We start from the raw sequence: 19,726 nt of genomic DNA on the forward strand, positions 1-19,726 counted from the left end.
AGACGGTTGCTGCGCAACCTCCTCAACCAACGGCTCCGCTGGTCGAGCAGGGAGGAGCGCCAGCGACGAGCGACGCCGAGACCCCGTGAGCACCACGCCCGCCGTACGCCATGGAGTCACCGGGTTTCGAGACGGTTGCTGCGCAACCTCCTCAACCAACGGCTCCGCTGGTCGAGCAGGGAGGAGCGCCAGCGACGAGCGACGCCGAGACCCCGTGAGGACCACGCCCGCCGTACGTCGCCGGACCGGGCCGACAGCAGAGTGGTCACTCCCGACAGTTCGTGCCCACCCGGCGGTGTCGTTCGTGACCACTGCACCGCCCGAGGCCAGTCGCCGTACGCCATGGAGTCGCCGGGTTTCGAGACGGTTGCTGCGCAACCTCCTCAACCAACGGCTCCGCTGGTCGAGCAGGGAGGAGCGCCAGCGACGAGCGACGCCGAGACCCCGTGAGCACCGCGCCCGCCGCGACCACTCGCCGTACGCCATGGAGTCACCGGGTTTCGAGACGGTTGCTGCGCAACCTCCTCAACCAACGGCTCCGCTGGTCGAGCAGGGAGGAGCGCCAGCGACGAGCGACGCCGAGACCTCGTGAGGACCGCGGCCGCCGTACGCCATGGAGTCGCCGGGTTTCGAGACAGGCGCTGCGCGCCTTCCTCAACCAACGGCACCGTTGGTCGAGCAGGGAGGAGCGCCAGCGACGAGCGACGCCGAGACCCCGTGAGCACCGCGCTCGCCGCGACCAGTCGCCGTACGCCATGGGCTCACCGGGTTTCGGCGACGCTCGAGCCTTCGGCCCTCGCTGCTCAACCAACGGCGGAGCCCTCGCTGCTCAACCAGCGGTGGGGAGGACCACCACGGGGTCGCCGGGGTGGGCGAGGCCGGGGCGGACGACGTGGCCGTCGACGCCGAGGGTGGGGGTGCCGCGCAGGGCGGTGAGGGCGGCGAGGACGCCGGGGCCGCGGCTCCCGGTGGCGGGGTCGAGGTCGAGCACGGCGCAGCGCGGCGTACGGGACGCGACCCGCACCACGGCGGAGCCAACGGCCACGTCACGACCCACCCAGCCGTCCTCGACGAACGCGCCACCGGCCTCGACCACGAGGTTGGCGCGCACGCGCGCGGGGTCGAGGTCGCCGAGCGCGGCGACCGACTCCGCGCCCACCAGGCTGACCGAGCCGCCGTAGACGACCCCGCCGACCGGCGCCCGCGCCAACCGCACCGACACACCGAGGTGGGCGGAGGCGGCCTCGGTGAAGGGCCCGTCGACCAGCTCGAGCGCCACCTCGCGGCCCCAGTAGTCGCAGGTGACCGACTCCCCCGAGAACGACGCAGGAGCACGCAGAGAAGCACGACCCGGCACCTGGAGAGCCAGGTCGTCACCGACCTCGTCGAGCACCATCCCGACCAGCCCCGGGTGCGCCACGGTGCGCAGCACCCGCTGCGCGGCGACGTCGACGAAGCACCAGCGCCGGTCGCCGACCACCCCGTCCGCGGCGAGCACCAGGCGCTCGCGCGCGAGGTGGCGCGTGCCCTTCGCGGCGGCGTACCCGACCCTGCTCACCCTCACCCGGGCGAGCCTGCCAGAACCCGGGCTTGTCCAGACCAGTGCGGACTGGTGAGGTACGCATGTGACCCAGGACTCCTACGCCGCCGGCCCCACCGAGCCGGCCCTCCCGGACACCACCATCGGCGCCGACCTGTCGCGCACCGTCGCCGCCCACCCCGACCGCGAGGCGCTCGTCGAGGTCGCCAGCGGGCGCCGCTGGACCTGGCGCGAGCTCGAGGACGACGTCGACCGGGTCGCCAAGGGCCTGATGGCCGCCGGCATCGCGGTCGGCGACCGGGTCGGGATCTGGGCGCCGAACTGCGCCGAGTGGACCCTGGTGCAGTACGCCGCCGCCCGCACCGGCGCCGTGCTGGTCAACGTCAACCCGGCCTACCGCACCCACGAGCTGTCCTACGCGATCAACCAGAGCGGGCTGTCGCTGATGGTGGCCGCGACGTCGTTCAAGTCCAGCGACTACACCGCGATGCTGCGCGAGGTCGCGCCGCAGTGCCCCGACCTGCGCCGGGTGGTGCACATCGGCACCGACGACTGGGACGCCCTGGTCGCCGGCGGCGCCGACATCACCGACGAGGCGCTGCGCGAGCGCGCGACCTCGCTGCACCCCGACGACCCGATCAACATCCAGTACACCTCGGGCACCACCGGCTACCCCAAGGGCGCGACGCTGACCCACCGCAACATCCTGGGCAACGGCTTCATGACCACCGAGCTGATCGGCCTGGGCCCCGACGACCGGCTGTGCATCCCGGTGCCCTTCTACCACTGCTTCGGCATGGTGATGGCCAACCTGGGCTGCACCTCCCACGGCACCACGATGGTGATCCCGGCGCCCGGCTTCGACCCCGAGACGACGCTGCGCACGATCGCCGAGGAGCGCTGCACCGGCGTCTACGGCGTGCCGACGATGTTCATCGCGATGCAGTCGCACCCCACCTTCGCCGAGCACGACCTGTCGTCGCTGCGCACCGGCATCATGGCCGGCTCGGTCTGCCCGGTCGAGGTGATGAAGCGCTGCGTCGACGACATGCACATGAGCGAGGTGGCCATCGCCTACGGCATGACCGAGACCTCGCCGGTCAGCTGCCAGACCCGCGTCGACGACGACCTCGAGCGGCGTACGGCGACCATCGGGCGGGTGCACCCGCACCTGGAGATCAAGGTGGTCGACCCGGTCAGCGGCGAGACCCTGCCCCGGGGCACCGCCGGGGAGTACTGCACCCGCGGCTACTCGGTGATGCGCGGCTACTGGGACGACGCCGACCGCACCGCCGAGGCGATCGACGCCGACGGCTGGATGCACACCGGCGACCTCGCGGTGATGCGCGAGGACGGCTACTGCACGATCGTGGGCCGCATCAAGGACATGGTGATCCGGGGCGGGGAGAACATCTACCCCCGCGAGATCGAGGAGTTCCTGCACACCCACCCCGACGTCGAGGACGTGCAGGTGATCGGGGTGCCCGACGAGCGCTACGGCGAGGAGCTCTGCGCGTGGCTGCAGCTGCGCGAGGGCGCCGAGCCCCTCGACGCCGCCGCGGTGCGCACCTTCTGCGAGGGCCGCCTCGCGCACTTCAAGATCCCGCGCTACGTGCTGGTCGTCGAGGAGTTCCCGATGACGGTGACGGGCAAGATCCGCAAGGTCGAGATGCGCGAGGAGACCACGCGCCTGCTCGAGCTGTGAGCGTCCCCGCGCCCGCCCTCAGCCGTTCGCCGACGCCGCCGGCGGGGTGGGGCGCACCGAGCCGCCGAAGTACATCGCGGCGATCTCGGGGTCGTCGATGATCGAGGCGGCGGGGCGCTGGGTGACCACGCGCCCGCTCTCCATCACGATGCCGTCGGTGGCCATCCGCATCCCGAAGCGCACGTTCTGCTCCACGATCAGGATGGTCTTGCCGCTCTCCTTGAGCGTCATCACCGACTCGTAGAGCACCTGCAGCGCCTTGGGGTCCAGGCCCAGCGACGGCTCGTCGAGCAGCAGCAGCACCGGGTCGAGCATCAGCGACCGGGCGAACTCGACCATCCGGCGCTGGCCGCCGGAGAGGTTGCCGGCGTTCTCGGCGGCCCGGTCGGCCACGATCGGGAACAGCTCGGCGACCTGGTCGTAGCGACGCTTCACCAGGGCGCGGTCGCGGCGGATGATGTAGGCGCCCAGCATCACGTTCTCGCGCACGCTCATGTTGGGGAACAGCGCGTTCGACTGCGGCACCTGCGAGACGCCCCGCTCGAGGATCTCGGCGGCCGAGCACTGGTGGGTGGGCTGGTCGCCCAGGTGGATCTCGCCCTGCCGGGGGCGCAGCAGGCCGCTGACGGTCTTGAGCACCGTCGACTTGCCGGCGCCGTTGGGGCCCACGATGCAGGCCACCGACCCCTTCTCGACGGTGATGTCGACGCCCTGCAGCACGTCGCCGCCGCCGTAGCCGGCCACGACGCCGGAGATGTGGAGCATGGTGCTCATGAGCTCGCCGCCTTGTCCTCCAGCACGAAGTCGTCGCCCAGGTAGGCGTCGATCACGGCCGGGTCGTTACGGATCTGGTCGGGGGTGCCCGAGGCGATGGCCCGGCCCCGGGCCAGCACGTGCACGGGATCGCACAGGTTGAGCACGAACTGCATGTTGTGCTCGACGATGAGGAAGGTCTTGCCGTAGGAGTTGAGCTCCTCGATCATCTCCCCCATCCGCTCGATCAGCACCGGGTTGATGCCGCCGGCGGGCTCGTCGAGCAGGATCAGCTGCGGGTCGAGCATCAGGATCTGGGCGAGCTCGACCAGCTTCTGCTGGCCGTAGGACAGCGCGTGCGCCCGCTGGTCGCGGAAGGCGCGCATGCCGACGTACTCGAGCAGCTCCTCGGCCGCGCGCGCCTCGGCGCCGCTGACCGCGATCTTGCCGAGCTGGCCCAGCGAGAAGGAGCGCTGCGCGGCCACGACGTTCTCGAGCACCGTCATCTCCCCGAAGAGCCGGGTGATCTGGAAGGTGCGTCCCAGTCCCTGGTGGGCCCGCTTCCACGACGGCAGCGTCTCGATGCGCTTGCCACCCAACAGGATCTCGCCGGAGTCGGCGCGGATGGTGTCGTCGATGAGGTTGAACAGCGTCGTCTTGCCCGACCCGTTGGGCCCGATCAGCCCGGTGATGGAGCCCTCGGGCACGGTGAAGGTCGCGCCGTCGACGGCCTTGACCCCGCCGAAGCTCTTGCGCAGGTCGCGCACCTCGAGCAGCGCCCGGTCGGGGATCTCGGAGCGATCGACCAGCTGCACGCGGTCGGTGAGCGAGGCCAGGCTGCCGCCGCTGCCGATCCGGGCGCCGACCAGGCCGGCCTTGCCCGACGTACGCCGCCGCGAGAGCAGCGCCTCGAGCGAGGGCAGCAGGCCCTTGGGCAGGAAGATCACGACCAGGACCAGCAGCCCGCCGAAGAGGAAGAGCCGGGTGTTGCCGCCGCCGAGGTTGTTGTTGGCGTACTCGTTCATCAGCTCGATCAGGAACGCGCCGAGCACCGGGCCCCACAGGGTGGCCTTGCCGCCGATGAGAAGCGAGAGCACGATCTGCACGCTGAGCAGGATCGAGAACATGCCGCGCGGGTCGATGAAGGTCAGGTAGTAGCCGTAGGCGGCGCCGGCCATGCCGACGAAGACGGCGCTGGCCACGAAGGCGATGATCTTCTCGACCGGCAGGTTGATGCCGATCGTGGCCGCCTTGGTCTCGTCCTCGCGGATCGCGATCAGGCCCATCCCGAGCTTGGTGCGCCGGATCCACCAGGTCATCAGCAGCTGCATCGCCAGCACCGCGACCAGCACGTAGTAGAAGGGCCAGTTGATGATGTCGCGGTCCCACGAGGGCAGCGGCAGCGACAGGCCCGCGGTGCCACCGGTGACCGAGACCCAGTTGACCGCGATCACCTGGACCAGGAAGAGGAACGCCACGGTGATGATCACGAACGCCGGCCCGCTCGAGCGCAGCGAGACCAGCCCGAGCAGGAGCGCGACCAGGGCCGCGACCAGGCCGGCGACGGGCAACCACCACCAGGGGCTCACCGACTCGAACCGGCCGGCCAGCACCCCGATGGTGTAGCCGCCCAGCCCGATGAAGGCGCCCTGGCCCAGCGAGACGTACCCGGCGAAGCCGGTGATGATGTTGAGCCCGCTCGCCCCGATCGCGAAGACCAGCGAGAGGATGATCATGTTCTGGTAGTAGATGTCGTCGCTGAGGATCGGGAAGATCAGCAGCAGCAGCGCGGCGACGGCGGCGACGCCGCGACCGATCCACAGGGTCGAGGGCGTACGCCGGGCCGCGGGCGCAGCCTCGGCGGGCTCGGTGGTGGCGGCGGGGGCACTCATGCCATCACCGTGTCCTCTCTCAGGCGGGTGCCCAGCAGGCCCTGCGGGCGGATCAGCAGCACGGCGAAGACGATCGCGTAGGGCACGGCCGTGGCCCACGACGGCGAGACGTACGCCGAGGTCAGGGTCTCGGCGACGCCGAACATCAGCGCGCCCAGCACCGCCCCGTTGAGGCTGCCCATGCCGCCCAGCACGACGATCGCCAGCAACCGGGCGATCCACTGGTAGTGCGAGCCGGGCACGAACGGGTAGAGCACCCCGGTGATCGCCCCGCCCGCGCCCGCGGCGGCGATGCCGAGGGCGAAGACGAGGGCGGCCACCGAGCTGACCTTGATGCCGACCAGCGCGGCCGACGAGGGGTTGATGGCCGCCGCGCGGATCGCCCGGCCCAGCCAGGTGCGGTTGAGGATCACCCACAGGGCCAGCAGCACGACGATCGCGAGGATGCCGCCGTACAGCTGGGCCTTGGGGATGAAGAGCGAGCCGACCGTGAAGGACTCGTCGGTGTACGACGGTCGCAGCGACGTCGAGTTGTTCCCCCAGATCTCCCCCATCGCACCCTCGAGCACCAGGGCCAGGCCGAAGGTCAGCAGGACCGTCGACGACATCGGTGCGGTGCGGATGGGCTTCACCAGCAGGTGGTAGGTCACCCAGCCGAGCCCGAAGATGACCGGGGTGGTGATGAGCACCCCGAGCAGCGGGTCGATGCCGAGCGAGCTCCACAGCGTGTAGGTGATGAAGGAGGCCAGGACCAGGAAGGCGCCATGGGCGATGTTGATCACCTTCATGACTCCGAAGATCAGGGTCAACCCGCTGGCTGCCAGGGCGTAGACCCCGCCCAGCAGCAGCCCGAGGAGGAGGTTCTGGAGGAGCTGGGTCATCAGCCGGCGCCGCCTGGCTTCCAGCCGAGCTCGATGTCGGAGGTCGCGGCGTCGGGGGGCAGCACGATCTCGGGCTGGCCGTCCTGCCACTGGCCGATCAGGAACTCACCGGTCGGGCTGCCGTCCTCGTTCCACGACAGCGGGCCCAGGATGGTCTCGACCTCGTTCTCGCGCAGCCAGTCGGCCATCGCCTCCTGGTCCTCGACGTTGCCGATCGCCTCGACGGCGGCCTGCATCACCTGGGCGGCGGCGTAGCCGTCGGCGGCGTCCTCGGGGACCTCCTCGGAGCCGTACATCTCCTCGTACTTGGCCACGAACTCGGCGTTGCCGGGGGTGTCGGCGTTGGGCGAGTGGCTCACCGCGTAGAGGACGCCCTCGGTGTTGTCGGCGCCCACGCCGTCGGCGTACTGCGAGCCGAAGGAGGGGGCGTTGGTCTCGTAGAACATCTCGGGCGCGAAGTCGGCCTTGAGCATCGAGCGGGTCAGGCCGATGCCGTCCTCGAACTGTGCGCCGTGCACGACGAGGTCGGGGTCGGCGCTCTTCATGGCGTTGACGATGGTGTCGAAGTTCTTGGTGTCGATCGCGTAGGTCTCCTCGTAGACCGTCTCGATGCCGGCCTCCTCGAGGATCGCCTGGATGCCCGCGACGTTGGGTGCGGCGAACGGGTCGTCGAGGGTCGGGAACGCCGCGGTCTCGGGGCGCTCGCCCTCGGGCAGCGCGGCGACCCACTCGGCGAAGACCTTGCCCTGCTTGTCGGAGGTCGCCTGCTGGGCGAAGAAGAGGTACTCGTAGCCGCGGTTGAACATGTCGGGGGAGCCACCGGCCGGCTCGACGAAGAGCATCCGGTTCTTCTCCGCGACCGCGGAGGCCGGGAGGTTGAGCAGCGAGGAGAAGGTGCCCAGCAGCATGTCGACCTTGTCCTGGCTGATCAGGGCGTTGTAGTCGGAGACGATGGTGTTCTGGTTGGAGGCGTCGTCCTTGATGACCAGGTCGACGTCGCGGCCCAGCAGGCCGCCGCTCTCGTTCACCATCTCCTTCCAGACCTGGTAGCCCTGCTCGGCCGCCTGGCCGGGCTGGGAGAACTCGCCGGTCAGGGGCAGGGACGTGCCGATCATGATCGGGCCGTCCTCCGCGGAGCCGCTGCCACCGTCGTCGTCACCGCAGGCGGCCAGCCCGAGTGACCCGAGTGCCAGGACGCCGATCAGGGCCGCAGCCTTGCGGCTGCGGCGGTTCGAGACGTGGGACATGATTCCTCCTCGGTCACCCCGCAATCGATTGCGGTTACCTCAGTGTTGTGAGTGGCGCCACACCTTGTCAAGCATCACGGCCACAGGTCGGCCTGCCGCTCTGGACCGCTTGCGATGTGCGCGCCGCCCAGGTCACAAATGCGTTGCAATCGGTTGTGGCCCATGCCAGCCTCATCACCATGTCCACCGACCTGCCGCAGCACGCCGAGGTGGTCGTCGTCGGCGCCGGCCACAACTCCCTGGTCTGCGCCGCCTACCTGGCGCGTGCCGGTCTGGAGGTCCTGGTCCTCGAGGCGGGGCCGTGCATCGGTGGCAACACCCGCACCGAGGAGCTGACCCTCCCGGGCTTCGCGCACGACTCGTGCAGCAGCGCGCACGTGCTGATCCAGAACAACCCCCTGATCCGCGACGACGAGCTCGGACTGCTCGCCGATCACGGCCTGACCTATCTCACCACCGACCCGGCCGTCGTGCTGCCACAACCGGAAGGTCGGCCCCTGGTGGTGCACCCCGACCTCGACGCCACCTGCGCCGAGCTGGCCCGCTACTCCCCCGCCGACGCTGAGGCGTTCCGCGCGCTGGTCACCGAGTGGCGCTCGGGGCTGGGGGCCGCGCACGGGCGGTGGAGCTCGCACCTGCCCCAGCCCGACGACGAGACGACGCGCGCCTACCTGGCGCTGCGTGACCGCTCGGCGTGGGAGGTGGTGCACGAGCGCTTCGCGCACCCGGTGGTGCGCTCCTTCATGGTGTGGATGGCGATGGCCACCATCCAGGACCCGCGCCGCCCCGGCACCGGGGCGCTGCCCTCGTCGCTGGCCGCGGGGCGCATCGACTTCGGCTGGACCACCCCGGTCGGCGGCAGCCAGGCGCTGCCCGAGGCGCTGGTGCGGGTGCTCGAGCAGCACGGCGGGCGGGTGGTCTGCGACGCGCCGGTGGCGGCGGTCGAGGCCGACGCCGACGGCGTACGACGGGTGCGCACGGCCGACGGCCGGGCGGTGCGGGTGGGGCGGGCGCTGGTCGCCGGCGGCCACCTGGCGCAGCTGGCGGGGATGCTGGAGGGCGTCGAGGCGACCCCCGACCTGGTGGCGGCGCGCGAGGCGTGGCGCCCGGGGCTGAGCGTCTTCGCGGTGCACGCGGCGCTGCGCGCCGACCTGGCCTTCGGCCCCGAGCGGATCGCCAGCGCAGCAGCGGGCTACGGCACCAGCGAGGGCATGGCCCGTCACCTCGACAAGCACGCGCGCGGCGAGCTCGAGACCGACGACCCGTGGCTGCTGGTGGTCAACCAGACCGCGGTCGACCCGGGCCGCGCCCCGGGCGGCGGCACCTTCAAGATCCTCACCATCGCCCCGCACGACCTGGCCTCGGGCGAGGACTGGGCCGACGTCAAGGACGCCTACGGCGCCCGCCTGGTCGAGCTGGTGCGCCGGCGCTGCAAGGGCCTCGAGCCCGACGACATCCTCTCGATGCGCTACGAGTCACCGCACGATGTGGCCGCCCACAACCCGCAGAACATCGGTGGCTCCTGCCACGGCGGGGAGTTCTGGCTCGACGGCACCAGCGACGGCGAGATCGTGCCGGGCTGGCAGCGCTACGACACCGACCTGCCCGGCCTCTTCCTCACCGGCGCCACCGTGCACCCCGGCGGCTCGGTCTCCGGGCGGCCGGGCCGCAACGCGGCGCGGACCGTCCTGGAGGCGCTGGGGATCGACAGCGGCGGCGTGATGGGTCCGAGCTGACCCACCGCCGCGGGGTGGGTAGCCCAGTTCGCCCACTGTGACGCAGGTGCCCAGCGCCCAGAATGGGGCGGGTCTCAAGTTGTCACTGCTCCGTGCGGCAGACATTCGGCACTTCAACACCGTATGGATGCGTCCAGTTGGAGTTCGCGCATTGGCGATTCCGTCACCGAGCCGACGGCATCGCTTGCGATCCGGAGTCATGAGCACGTACGTCGCGCTTCAGCGTGCGACGCCCTGACTAGTCAAACCGGAACCCAAAGATGCCGCCCGTGTCGTATTCATCCGTGAGGCGAGGATCGATGATGCAATCTGCGACGCCCGCTCCGTGACGCTCGGCCTTATCGAGATCGTCGGAGTTCATGGTGACGACGTACTGCATGTCCTCTTCAGAACAGACCCGGCGAGCGAGCGACAGCGCTTTCGCGACTTGCCGCTCATCTACGCCGTCAAAGAGATGGCTGTCGTGCACCAAGAAGTCCGGCCCCCGCTCGCCCCTGCGAGCGACTACTGCCGCCGTCAGGTCAAAGCAGAACGTGACCATCTTTCCGACGCCTTGGCTGTCCTCACCACCAATATGCGGATTGATACGCAGGCTGGTTTCCAGCGCGGTGATCTCGACCCAAGCGTCCCGCTCGGCCCCGTACAAGGTTGACGCGAACCTTTGGAACAGAGTGTTGATCTCGGTGACAGCGCTTTCCCGCTCTCCGAGGTCCCTGCTGATGGCCTGTTGGAGCTTTCCTCGCTCGAGCTTGATCTCAGCCTGCGTGGCCTCCAACTGCACCGCCGTGTCGAGCCGAGACTGCAACGTACCGAGTTCTGCCTGGGCAGCAGATAACTGCTGTTGCAGGGCTGTAAACGCCGCGAGCGCCCCTCCCTGCTCCAGTGTTCGAAGCAGTACCGCTTGTCGCTCGCCCAGCCTGTCCCGCTCCCGCTGCCGTTCGTCGAGTCGGCCGCGGGTCGCCTCTAGCTCGTCCTGCAGATAGGTGCGGCGGTTCGCGATCACCGAGTCATGGAAGATTCGTACGTCGTCGTACGTACGCAGGACGGCGCCCGGAAGCTCAACGCCGAGTTCGCGATAGATCCGCTCTACGTAGCTGACGTCCGGCTCGTCCTCATCGCGAATTGCAGCCTCCAAGTCGAGGATGTTGCGACGATCAGCAGCGTCTGCGCTTCGCAGGGACCGAATCTGTTCATCGACCGCGTCTGCCTCTGCCTGTAGGCGCTCGTACTCCGGGACTACTCGGAACGCCCCGACCTGCTCCTGTAGGGACCGGACCCTAGCGTTGGCCGCAGTCACTTGTCCCCGCAGCTCGGAGACGGCACCGACGACCAGCTTGAATCCGGGGTCCTTGATCGCCTCGCGAAGCTTCTTTCGCACAGTTTCTCTAGCAGCAAGCGATTGGTAGCCAGCCGCCAGCCGCCAGTCGAGTCCGAGAAGGTAGGCGACGTTGGCGGACGCTTCGGTCACGGACTGCCGGGGGAAGGTCTGAACGGGGTCGTCGAAGCCGTGCTGGGAAACGCGGCGCGCATAGAAGGACAGCAGCCCACGGACGCTCACGCCCTCGTGCTCTTCGGGCAGACCGAACAGTGACGCGCCGATAGCGGCGAGCCATTCAGCAACCGATACATCGCGAGCGAACGTCGGCAGCGTCTCTGCCCCGCCGGTTACGTCCGGGCTAACCCCCACCTTCGACCGTGACCGGGGCTTGAGAGACCTTGATGCCGTGACCGGGTCCGCGAGTCCGGGCCAGTCAAGAACTAGCGTGAAGAAGTCGTCACGCAGGGCGCGGTTGGCCATCACCGAGTCGGTCAGGCGGCCCATACCGAGCACATAATGCAGAATCTCAATCAGGGACGACTTACCGGCACTGTTCCGGCTGTCCGTCGTTGTCGAGGTAGCGGTCTTGTCCGCGACCAAAATGTTCAGCCCTGGGCCAAGGGTGACGGCTTTGAACCGATCGTCGCTCGATCGCACCTCCCTCAGCATTACGCGACGCTCCGAACAATTAGCCCGGCTTCAAACCGCACGGCACCGAGGGCGTAAAGCGTGTCAAGGGCCAGTACGAACCAGGGGAACGAAACCGCCGCGTGATGCCCGTTGGAGGCGCGCCATTGCCCGAGCCGCGACCACGCCTGGCTCACTGTCATCGGCTCATCCAAGACCTGCGCTATCTGAGCGCCCACGGTCAGCAACGCCCGCTGTGGCGCGATCCCCTTGGTCGGAGTGATCATGACGCAACCTCAGATGACGCGACCCAGTCCGCCGGCGGGTTCTCGAAGATGTCGCAGCGTTGGAAGAAGTATGCGAGGACCGCTGTTTGAGCCCTGTACCAAGGGCCGGACTGAACACGCGACCCGGCGAGGAACTCACGCAGACGAAGCAGCGTGTCTTCTGGCTCAACGTCGGAATCAACTGCATCCCGATATTCCCGGTTGAAGCGAGCAGCGACTTCGTCGCGCTCGTTCACATCGATGCGGCGCGCGTAGTAGTCATCGATCACCGGCGAGTGCCGCATGGCGTCGCGCATCTCGGCTCGACTGTCCGGGGTGAGTTCGCTGAACTGAAGCTTGTTGATCGAGACAGCTTCGACCGGGGTGACCTCGTAGAGGGGGATGCCGGCTACCGACAGCTCGGCGAGCAGTTCCTCCATCTCAGCAAGACCCACCGTGACGGTGTGCTGCAGCGGAAGCTGGCTGCCGAGAAGCGTCTCGACTTGGTCCCGACGTAGGCGCCCGATGATGTCCCGCAGGTGACGGGCGCCCATCACCTCAAAGTGGATACCGTCGTGAGCGTGGCGGGCGCCGGCCAGGGCGGCCGAAACCTCCGGATGGGTGCCGCGGGTGTCGTTGTGCACGAAGACGAAGGTGTCGAACTGACCGGAGCGCTTCTCGAGTGCCCCGGCGAGATCGCCGTTGAACTTGCTGATGGTCCGTGTCGCGTCGGGTGCCTCTGGGGCGTAACAGGCGTACAGCTTGCGGCCATGGAGACTTAGTCCGTCGCTTGCGAGGTCCCCGAGGTTTCCGTGGGTGCGCACGTCGACGAATGTCGGGTCGCAACAGGTCATCACATCGTGGAAGAAGTCCTGAAAGCTGGCGCCAGTCAGTTCGTGCAACTTCGCCCAGAGAAGCGGTCGCATCGACAAGCGCTCGTAAAACTCCACAGCACCCCGTTCCCCCATGCCAATCTGTAGCGCCATGGTAGGGGCTGGGCTCCGCATTCGCTTGCGAACCCCTCTGGCAAAGCAGGGGTCTGCTGCATAATCGGCATCAACACGACCTAGCCCATTCCGTCGCCAGAGGACCCGGGTGACCACGAGCAAAGGTACTAGCGTCGAGGGCCCAGGCGCTCGGTCGGGTTGACGGCGGGCGGGCCGGGCCGAACTATGCCGCCGCGAGGTGGCCCCATGTCAGGCACGACCGCACTCCTACCTTTCCAGCCCACCGAGATGTCCCCTGCCCATCTGGCCGCGGTCTCCTACCTCGCCCGCTACTCCGGGAACACACACCGGTTGTACGCCTTCCAGCTGCGTCGCTGGTTCGCCTGGTGTGAGAGCAACGGACTTGCCCCCCTGCAAGGGGTCCAGCGCGCCCATGTCGAACTGTACATCCGCCAGCTCGGCGACTCGGGACTGATGGACTCCTCAGTCGTCACGACCATGCACGCGGTGCGAGGGTTCTTCCGATTCGCACACATCGACGGCCTCATCGTGTCCGACCCGGCCGTCTACGCAAGACTCCCGAAAGTCCACCGTGACGAGTCCCGAACCCAAGGACTGGACCGGCTTGAACTCATCCGGTTCCTGCAAGTCGCTCAGACCCTCACCGTCCATCACGGCGCCTTGGCCTACCTGCTCGGAATCAACGCGCTCAGGGCATCAGAAGCCGCGGCCGTGCGGATCGAGGACTACACCGAGACGTTACGAGGCCACCGAGTGCTGCATCTGGTCGGCAAGGGCAACAAACCGGCAACTATGCCGATCACCGTGCCCGCCCTCCGCGTCCTGGAAGCCTGCCGCGGCTAACGCACCAGCGGAAGGCTCGTACGTCGACCAGTCTCGGGCAAGCCGCTCGACCGCCGCGACGTCTACCGGATGGTTACCAGGATCGCGAAGGTCGCCCGGATTCCACGCCACATCAGCCCGCACTCACTGCGGCATGCAGCCATCACCAACGCCCTAGACGCAGGCGTACCTCTCCGAGACGCCCAGATCCTGGCCCGGCACGCTGACCCCCGCACGACCGAGCACTACGACCGAGCCCGCGGCAACCTCGACCGGCACGGGGTGCACTTCCGACTGCCTACGTCGCCGGCGTCTAGCCAAACTACCTGCGTCAACCCCGCCCACAATGGCGCGCACTGACGAGCGCCACGCCATCTGCGGCAAGATGCTTGGATCAGAATGGCGCGCCCTCGTAGGTCCGCCCGCCCACGTGCCTTCACAGCACGGCGAATCTTGAATAGAGACGAGGCTGGCGCCGCAAGCGCCAGCCATCTGACCCGTGTTCGGCTACTGTGCGCAGATGTCGATCGGCCTCGAAACTTTTGCGAATCACGACGAGTCGCTTTTGGGCGGGCGCGCGCAAGATGCTGGACTCTCGATTTCGTACGTTGACGTGGACGGCCAACCAGTCGGCCTTCCGACACCGGGTGTCACCGCCTTTGTCGGAGGCAATAACGTCGGCAAATCAACCCTGCTGAGACAATTGGTTAGCTGGATCGGTTCCGAGCCAGGTAGTCCTCTTGGTGGGCCGACCCTTCTGCGAGCGGCAGCACTCCGCAAGCAGGGAGACCCCGCGTCTCTGGTGGCATGGCTCTATAGGCATCGTGTCGCGACGACTCAAGGAGGCAACGCGGGTTTCCTGCACTTCACGGCCGGCTTCCTCGACACTCAGTCTGCAGCTCACTACTGGCGGAGCGAGGCCCACGCTCACCGCCTCTCAAGACTCGGTGCGGCCCTGGTGTTTTACGCAGGCACTCAGCAGCGTCTTGAAATGTCTCAGCCGTCTGCCCGGCGAGGTGACTTCACTGAAGTTCCAAGCACCCCCTTGCAACAGCTCGAGGACTCGCCCGAACTCTTCGCCGAGCTATCGCGAATAGCACAAGACACATTCGCCGAGGGGATGGTGCTAGACACCCTGAGCAATGAGTTAATGCTCCGTATCGGCACGCCAGCAGTTGCTGCTCCGCCAGTTGACGCGATCACAGCCGAGTACCGAGAGGCGCTTGGTCGGCTCCTGCCCTTACACGAACAGGGCGACGGCATGCGCAGCATGATCGGATTGCTCCTACCGATCGTTGCCAGCACGTACCCGGTGGTTGTAGTGGATGAACCAGAAGCTTTTCTGCATCCGCCGCAGGCGCGGATCCTCGGCCGCGAACTCGCGGTCCTATCTGAGTCGCGCAAGATCCAGATCGTGCTCGCAACGCACGACAGGAACATCTTGGCTGGTCTACTGGACGTTCCGACCGCCTCTGTTTCGGTTGTCCGACTGACGCGCCAGGGCGAGAGGACAACGGCCTCCCAGATCCCCGCAGATGAGTTAAGGACCGTCTGGTCAAACCCATCACTGCGCTACACGAACATCTTGGATGGCGTATTCCATCGCGCAGTCGTTCTGGCAGAAAATGAGCGGGACTGCCAGTTTTTTGCCGCAGCGCTTGAAGATCTTCACCGTGAGGGGCCTCTTGAGTTGTCACCGAACGACATCCTCTTCGTTCCAACGGCAGGCAAGACCAATATGAAAGCTCTGGCTCGAACCATGCGGGCGTGCGGCGTGCCGACGGTAGCGTCTGTTGATCTGGACCTCTTAAACGACGAGCGGACAGCCAGTTCACTCGTGGAGGCACTTGACGGCGAATGGTCAACGGTTGCCAATGATTACCGAATCACGACTGCTCAGTTCCGCTTGCCCAAGACCAAGCGCCAGAACCGAGACGTGTTAGGTGCCATCTCGGCAGTACTGGACACAGCGCCCGAAGCGACGTACGTCAGCGACACCAAGAGGCGCGTCCAGGAGGCGATGTCCGTTGACAGCCCATGGCAGTCCGTGAAGGACTACGGGGTGAGCGCCTTTCGCAACGAGCGCCAACGTGCGGACTCGTTGATAGCGAATCTTGACGCCATGGGAGTCGTGCTGGTGAAGGAGGGGGAGCTCGAGGGCTTTGCTCGCGCCCTAGGCGTCGCTAAGGGTGCTGGCTGGGTGCCTTCAGCGCTCGCGGCGGGCGCACATCGGGAGTCGCCAGCTCGCGAGCACGTCAGTCGACTCGTGTCCGCTGCTTTGAACCAGGAACGAGCGGTCCTGAGCGAGGCAAGTCCTGTGAATCCCAGCAACGCAGACAGCGGTGGGACTGAATAGCGCACACGCAGGACATCGGAGACGAATCCCCTTCGAGGGCCGCATAGCCCAGGCCGAGGTCGTCTGAGCATCAGATGGAACCGTCACTTGCACCGAATTCCTGACAGGCCTCCTTGTGGCACGCTCAACATCGCGCGTGGCGCGACCTTTTGGCTCGCGGGGTGCCATGAGGCGGTAGGGCCCGATGAGGGGTCCCGTCATCCGCCGCTTTGGGCAAGCGCGACATTCCGCCGCTTTGGATGGCCCACCGGTCCGGGAGCGCGGCGGGACTCTAGGGCGCTGGTCTGCCCCACGCCCCGCATGAACTCATGAGTCAAGCTCGTCCGAGGCCGTTAGTGTTCGGGCGTGAATGCTGTGATGGACTGGTTGTCGACGCCTACAGCTGGCTCATACGCAGACTGGGTCGCCGCCGTCGGAACCGTAGGCACACTCGCGGCGGCCGTGCTAGTGCTCCGTCGCGAGTCAGAAGATCGTCGCGCACGGCAAAAATACGAGCTAAGCGCCCAGGCGCGACAGATCCGACTCAGTTCCAGGCGACGATCTGCGCTGCCTTCTCGTTGGCGTACCACGTCAGTGCGTCGGCGGCCCGATTCGGCAACGAGCAGACATGCCGCCATGAACGCAATGGCCGCGTAGCGCTTCCACTTGCGCGGTGCCAGATCCGTAGCGGCGTCGATGAGGTCGACAGGGTGCATGCAGCGAGTGTCGTCCATGGCGCCGACAGTCACCCGTGGGTCATACCGCCACCAGCTAGACCACGGGGCTGCTGCTTGGGAACAAGTTGCTCTAGGCATCCGCAACTGGCTACGGCAACGTGGGGCGCGTGGGGCCCTGCACTGCGAGCTCGCTGAGTGAAAGCCCAGGCGTCCTCAATCCCTCTATGAGAGCTTCGGCCCACTCGTCTACCGCACGCTGATACTGGTGGAAGGCCTGCGCAATCTCTGGTTCGTCTGAGATTCGGTCCCCTTGCGCTACGGGTCCGTGGCGAACCCAGTCCCGTAGGGCCCACACCGCGTCGTAGTAGCTCTGCACGGCTTCGTGTGCGGCTCGCCCATGCAAAGCGTGAGAAAGATAAAGCTGGTGACGCAGCGGCCAGAGGTCATATCGGCCGGTCCGAGACTTACTGCGCGACCGCACAGCAGCGTCTCGAGCATTTGCGATCTCAATCAGCAGGGCGTCCGCCGCGGCGCGTTCTTCAGAGGACCGCTTGCGCTGATCGCTCAAGTGCTGAGCGAGATACACGCCGACGACAACAGTCGCTCCGCTGAGGATCCCGCCGACAAGCGATCCCCAGACACCGTCCCACCCATTCGCCACAAACAGCATTGGCACACGGTAGTGGTCTGCCCTGGTCACGAGGACGTGACGCACGCACCGTCCTACAGACCAAGCCCGTCTGCACACGGTCATTCCGCCGCGAACGGGTGCGCTCACACCCATAGGACAGTGATGGTGTGCCCACTGCCTACGGCGACACCGGCGTGTGGCAGCGCTGGTCGACGTACGCGGCCACGCTGCACGGCGGCAACGTCGGTCTGAAGGAGCTCGTCGACGAGAAGGGCGAGGAGTACTACCGCACCAACATGCGGTTCGCACTGCTTGAGTACTGGTCGATGCGGACGGACCACGACCACGTGCTGGAGCGGGAGTCGTACTGGAAGGACGTGCTGCACGCGCGATCGCTCGGCCACAACAAGAACTGGTCCGGCGCTACCGTGCCACCCATGCCCATCAAGCTCGAGAACGTAGGGATCGCCGTGCGCGACCTCGACGCGACGATCGCCTTTTTCACCGACCTCGGGCTCACCCTCGTCGGTCGCGACACGGTGAGCGGCGAGTGGGCCGACACCGCGGTCAGTCTCGACGGCAACCACGCCCACATCGCCATGCTACAGACCCCCGACGGCAGCGGTCGCCTCGAGCTCTTCGAGTACATCCACCCCGACGCCATCGAGACCGACCCCACCCGGCCCCACGAGATCGGCATGCACCGCGTGGCGTTCTCGGTCGACGACATCGACGAGGCTCTCGAGATCGCCGCCAGGCACGGCTGCCACCCGCTGCGGGGCGTCGCGACGTACGGCAACGTCTACAAGCTGACCTACCTGCGCGGCCCCAGCGGCATCATCGTGATGCTCGCCGAGGCCCTGCAGAAGGACTGAGCAGGGCCCAGGCTGAGCGGCCCCGCCCCGGTGTCAGGCGAGGATGCGCAGCGGGTGCTCCACCAGGTCGCTGAAGGCGGCCAGCCACTTGGCGGCCACCACCCCGTCCACCGGCCGGTGGTCGACCGACAGCGTCACCCTCATCACCTGGCCCACGACGAGCTGGCCGTCCTCGACGACCGCCTCCTCACGGGCCGCACCGACCGCGAGGATCGCGGCGTGGGGCGGGTTGATGATGGCGGCGAACTCCTCGACGCCGTACATGCCGAGGTTGGTGACGCTGATCGAGCCGCCCTCCAGCTCGTCCTGCTTGAGCTTGCCCTCCCGGGCGCGGGCCGCCAGGTCGGCGACGCGCGCGGCCAGGGCCGTGACGCTCAGCGACCCCACGTCGCGCACGACCGGGGTGAGCAGGCCGCGGTCGGTGGCGACCGCCACCGCGATGTCGGAGGTGCTGAAGGCGCGGGTGGCCTCGGCGGTCCAGACGACGTTCATCTCCGGCACCCGCTCGTGCGCCGCCGCGACCGCCTTGACCACCAGGTCGTTGAGCGAGACCCGGGTGGTGGCGCCGTCGTTGAGCTCGGCGCGCAGGGCGATGAGCTTGTCGACGCGCAGGCTCGCGCGCAGGTAGAAGTGCGGCGCCTCGCGCTTGCTCTCCTGCAGGCGGTTGGCCACGGCGCGGCGCATGCGGGAGTGCGGGGTGTCTGTGTACGCCGCTGCGGGGGACGGTTGCTTCGACGGTGCGGGGGTCTCGGCGACGCTCGCTGGCGCTCGCTGCTCGACCAACGGCGTGGGGGTCTCGGCGACGCTCGCTGGCGCTCGCTGCTCGACCAACGGTGCGGGGGTCTCGGCCTCGACCGACGGAGCGGGGGTCTCGGCGCGGGCCGCGACGGCGGCGTCGACGTCACGGCGCAGGATGCGGCCGCGGGGGCCGCTGCCGTGGATCTCCTCCACGGGGATGCCGGCGTCCTTGGCGATCTTGCGGGCCAGGGGGCTGGCGAAGATGCGGCCGTTGTTTGGTTTCGAGACAGGCGCTAGCGCGCCTTCCTCAACCACCGTGGGGGCGCGTTCCTCTACCGCCGGGGCGGAGGGCTCGGCGAGGGGGGCACCGGACTCGGGGTCGGTGGGCACGTCGCGGCGCTCGGGCACGACCGGGTCGGTGGTCTCGGCGACGCCGAGCTCGGCCAGCAGCGCGTCGAGGTCGTCGACCTGCTCGCCGGGAGCGCCGAGGACGGCGATCGGGGCGCCGATCTCGACCTGGGCGCCGGGCGGCACCAGGGTGCGCAGCACCACGCCGGCGTCGTCGGCCTCGATGTCGACGGCCGCCTTGTCGGTCTCGACCGTGGCGAGCACGTCGGAGCCGGCGAAGTCGGCGCCGACCTGCACGATCCACTCCGCCAGCACCGCCTCGGTGTCGTTGGCGGCCACGCCGGGCATCCGCAGCACGTGGGCCATG

14 protein-coding genes are annotated in these 19,726 nt (G+C 68.0%); 5 read left to right on the forward strand and 9 right to left on the reverse strand.

Features of this window, described 5'->3' with window-relative positions; genetic code table 11:
- Positions 1–829: 829 nt before the first annotated feature.
- Positions 830–1,564 (reverse strand): hypothetical protein, encoded by a 735-nt coding sequence (locus ABKW28_RS17825; protein ID WP_348612113.1) that lies wholly within the window; start codon positions 1,562–1,564, stop codon positions 830–832.
- A 61-nt stretch (positions 1,565–1,625) separates the two neighbouring features.
- Between ABKW28_RS17825 and ABKW28_RS17830 the strand changes: the two genes are divergently transcribed.
- Positions 1,626–3,245 carry an AMP-binding protein gene (locus ABKW28_RS17830; RefSeq protein ID WP_348612115.1) on the forward strand — a complete coding sequence of 540 codons (1,620 nt, stop codon included), beginning with the start codon at positions 1,626–1,628 and terminating at the stop codon, positions 3,243–3,245.
- Between the two features lie 18 nt (positions 3,246–3,263).
- Here the strand turns inward: ABKW28_RS17830 and ABKW28_RS17835 are convergent, their stop codons facing one another.
- The 4 genes from ABKW28_RS17835 to ABKW28_RS17850 are packed head-to-tail and all read right to left on the reverse strand — an operon-like array spanning position 3,264 to position 8,018.
- On the reverse strand, positions 3,264–4,019 hold the full coding sequence (locus tag ABKW28_RS17835) for an ATP-binding cassette domain-containing protein (protein ID WP_348612117.1): 756 nt from the start codon (positions 4,017–4,019) through the stop codon (positions 3,264–3,266).
- Positions 4,016–5,890: a branched-chain amino acid ABC transporter ATP-binding protein/permease gene (locus ABKW28_RS17840; protein ID WP_348612119.1), complete on the reverse strand. Its 1,875-nt coding sequence runs from the start codon at positions 5,888–5,890 to the stop codon at positions 4,016–4,018. Before ABKW28_RS17840 ends, ABKW28_RS17835 begins: the two co-directional genes overlap by 4 nt.
- On the reverse strand, positions 5,887–6,771 hold the full coding sequence (locus ABKW28_RS17845) for a branched-chain amino acid ABC transporter permease (protein WP_193668408.1): 885 nt from the start codon (positions 6,769–6,771) through the stop codon (positions 5,887–5,889). The genes ABKW28_RS17840 and ABKW28_RS17845 overlap by 4 nt, the downstream gene beginning before the upstream one ends.
- Positions 6,771–8,018 (reverse strand): amino acid ABC transporter substrate-binding protein, encoded by a 1,248-nt coding sequence (locus tag ABKW28_RS17850; protein ID WP_348612121.1) that lies wholly within the window; start codon positions 8,016–8,018, stop codon positions 6,771–6,773. Before ABKW28_RS17850 ends, ABKW28_RS17845 begins: the two co-directional genes overlap by 1 nt.
- 179 nt (positions 8,019–8,197) lie before the next feature.
- Here ABKW28_RS17850 and ABKW28_RS17855 point away from each other — a divergent pair, with 179 nt between their 5' ends.
- Positions 8,198–9,754 carry an NAD(P)/FAD-dependent oxidoreductase gene (locus tag ABKW28_RS17855; RefSeq protein WP_348612123.1) on the forward strand — a complete coding sequence of 519 codons (1,557 nt, stop codon included), beginning with the start codon at positions 8,198–8,200 and terminating at the stop codon, positions 9,752–9,754.
- Between the two features lie 238 nt (positions 9,755–9,992).
- Here ABKW28_RS17855 and ABKW28_RS17860 read toward each other — a convergent pair whose 3' ends face one another.
- The 3 genes from ABKW28_RS17860 to ABKW28_RS17870 are packed head-to-tail and all read right to left on the reverse strand — an operon-like array spanning position 9,993 to position 12,915.
- Complete coding sequence (locus ABKW28_RS17860) at positions 9,993–11,741, reverse strand: ABC-three component system protein (RefSeq protein WP_348612125.1); 1,749 nt, start codon at positions 11,739–11,741, stop codon at positions 9,993–9,995.
- Positions 11,741–11,986, reverse strand: coding sequence for an ABC-three component system middle component 6 (locus ABKW28_RS17865; protein ID WP_348612127.1), 246 nt, complete (start codon positions 11,984–11,986; stop codon positions 11,741–11,743). The genes ABKW28_RS17860 and ABKW28_RS17865 overlap by 1 nt, the downstream gene beginning before the upstream one ends.
- A complete protein-coding gene (locus tag ABKW28_RS17870; protein ID WP_348612129.1) occupies positions 11,983–12,915 on the reverse strand; it encodes an ABC-three component system protein in 933 nt (310 codons plus the stop codon). The genes ABKW28_RS17865 and ABKW28_RS17870 overlap by 4 nt, the downstream gene beginning before the upstream one ends.
- 243 nt (positions 12,916–13,158) lie before the next feature.
- Here ABKW28_RS17870 and ABKW28_RS17875 point away from each other — a divergent pair, with 243 nt between their 5' ends.
- The 3 genes from ABKW28_RS17875 to ABKW28_RS17885 all read left to right on the forward strand — a co-directional run bounded on the left by ABKW28_RS17875 (position 13,159) and on the right by ABKW28_RS17885 (position 18,273).
- Entirely contained in the window at positions 13,159–13,776 is a 618-nt protein-coding gene (locus ABKW28_RS17875; RefSeq protein ID WP_348612131.1) for a site-specific integrase, read from the forward strand.
- 499 nt (positions 13,777–14,275) lie between these two features.
- Complete coding sequence (locus ABKW28_RS17880; RefSeq protein ID WP_348612133.1) at positions 14,276–16,111, forward strand: AAA family ATPase; 1,836 nt, start codon at positions 14,276–14,278, stop codon at positions 16,109–16,111.
- Between the two features lie 1,454 nt (positions 16,112–17,565).
- Positions 17,566–18,273: a VOC family protein gene (locus tag ABKW28_RS17885; RefSeq protein WP_348612135.1), complete on the forward strand. Its 708-nt coding sequence runs from the start codon at positions 17,566–17,568 to the stop codon at positions 18,271–18,273.
- A 33-nt stretch (positions 18,274–18,306) separates the two neighbouring features.
- Here the strand turns inward: ABKW28_RS17885 and ABKW28_RS17890 are convergent, their stop codons facing one another.
- A complete protein-coding gene (locus ABKW28_RS17890; RefSeq protein ID WP_348612137.1) occupies positions 18,307–19,725 on the reverse strand; it encodes a dihydrolipoamide acetyltransferase family protein in 1,419 nt (472 codons plus the stop codon).
- Position 19,726: the final 1 nt, after the last annotated feature.

It is taken from the genome of Nocardioides sp. 31GB23, assembly GCF_040012395.1.
GTDB classification, from domain to species: Bacteria; Actinomycetota; Actinomycetes; order Propionibacteriales; family Nocardioidaceae; genus Nocardioides; species Nocardioides salarius.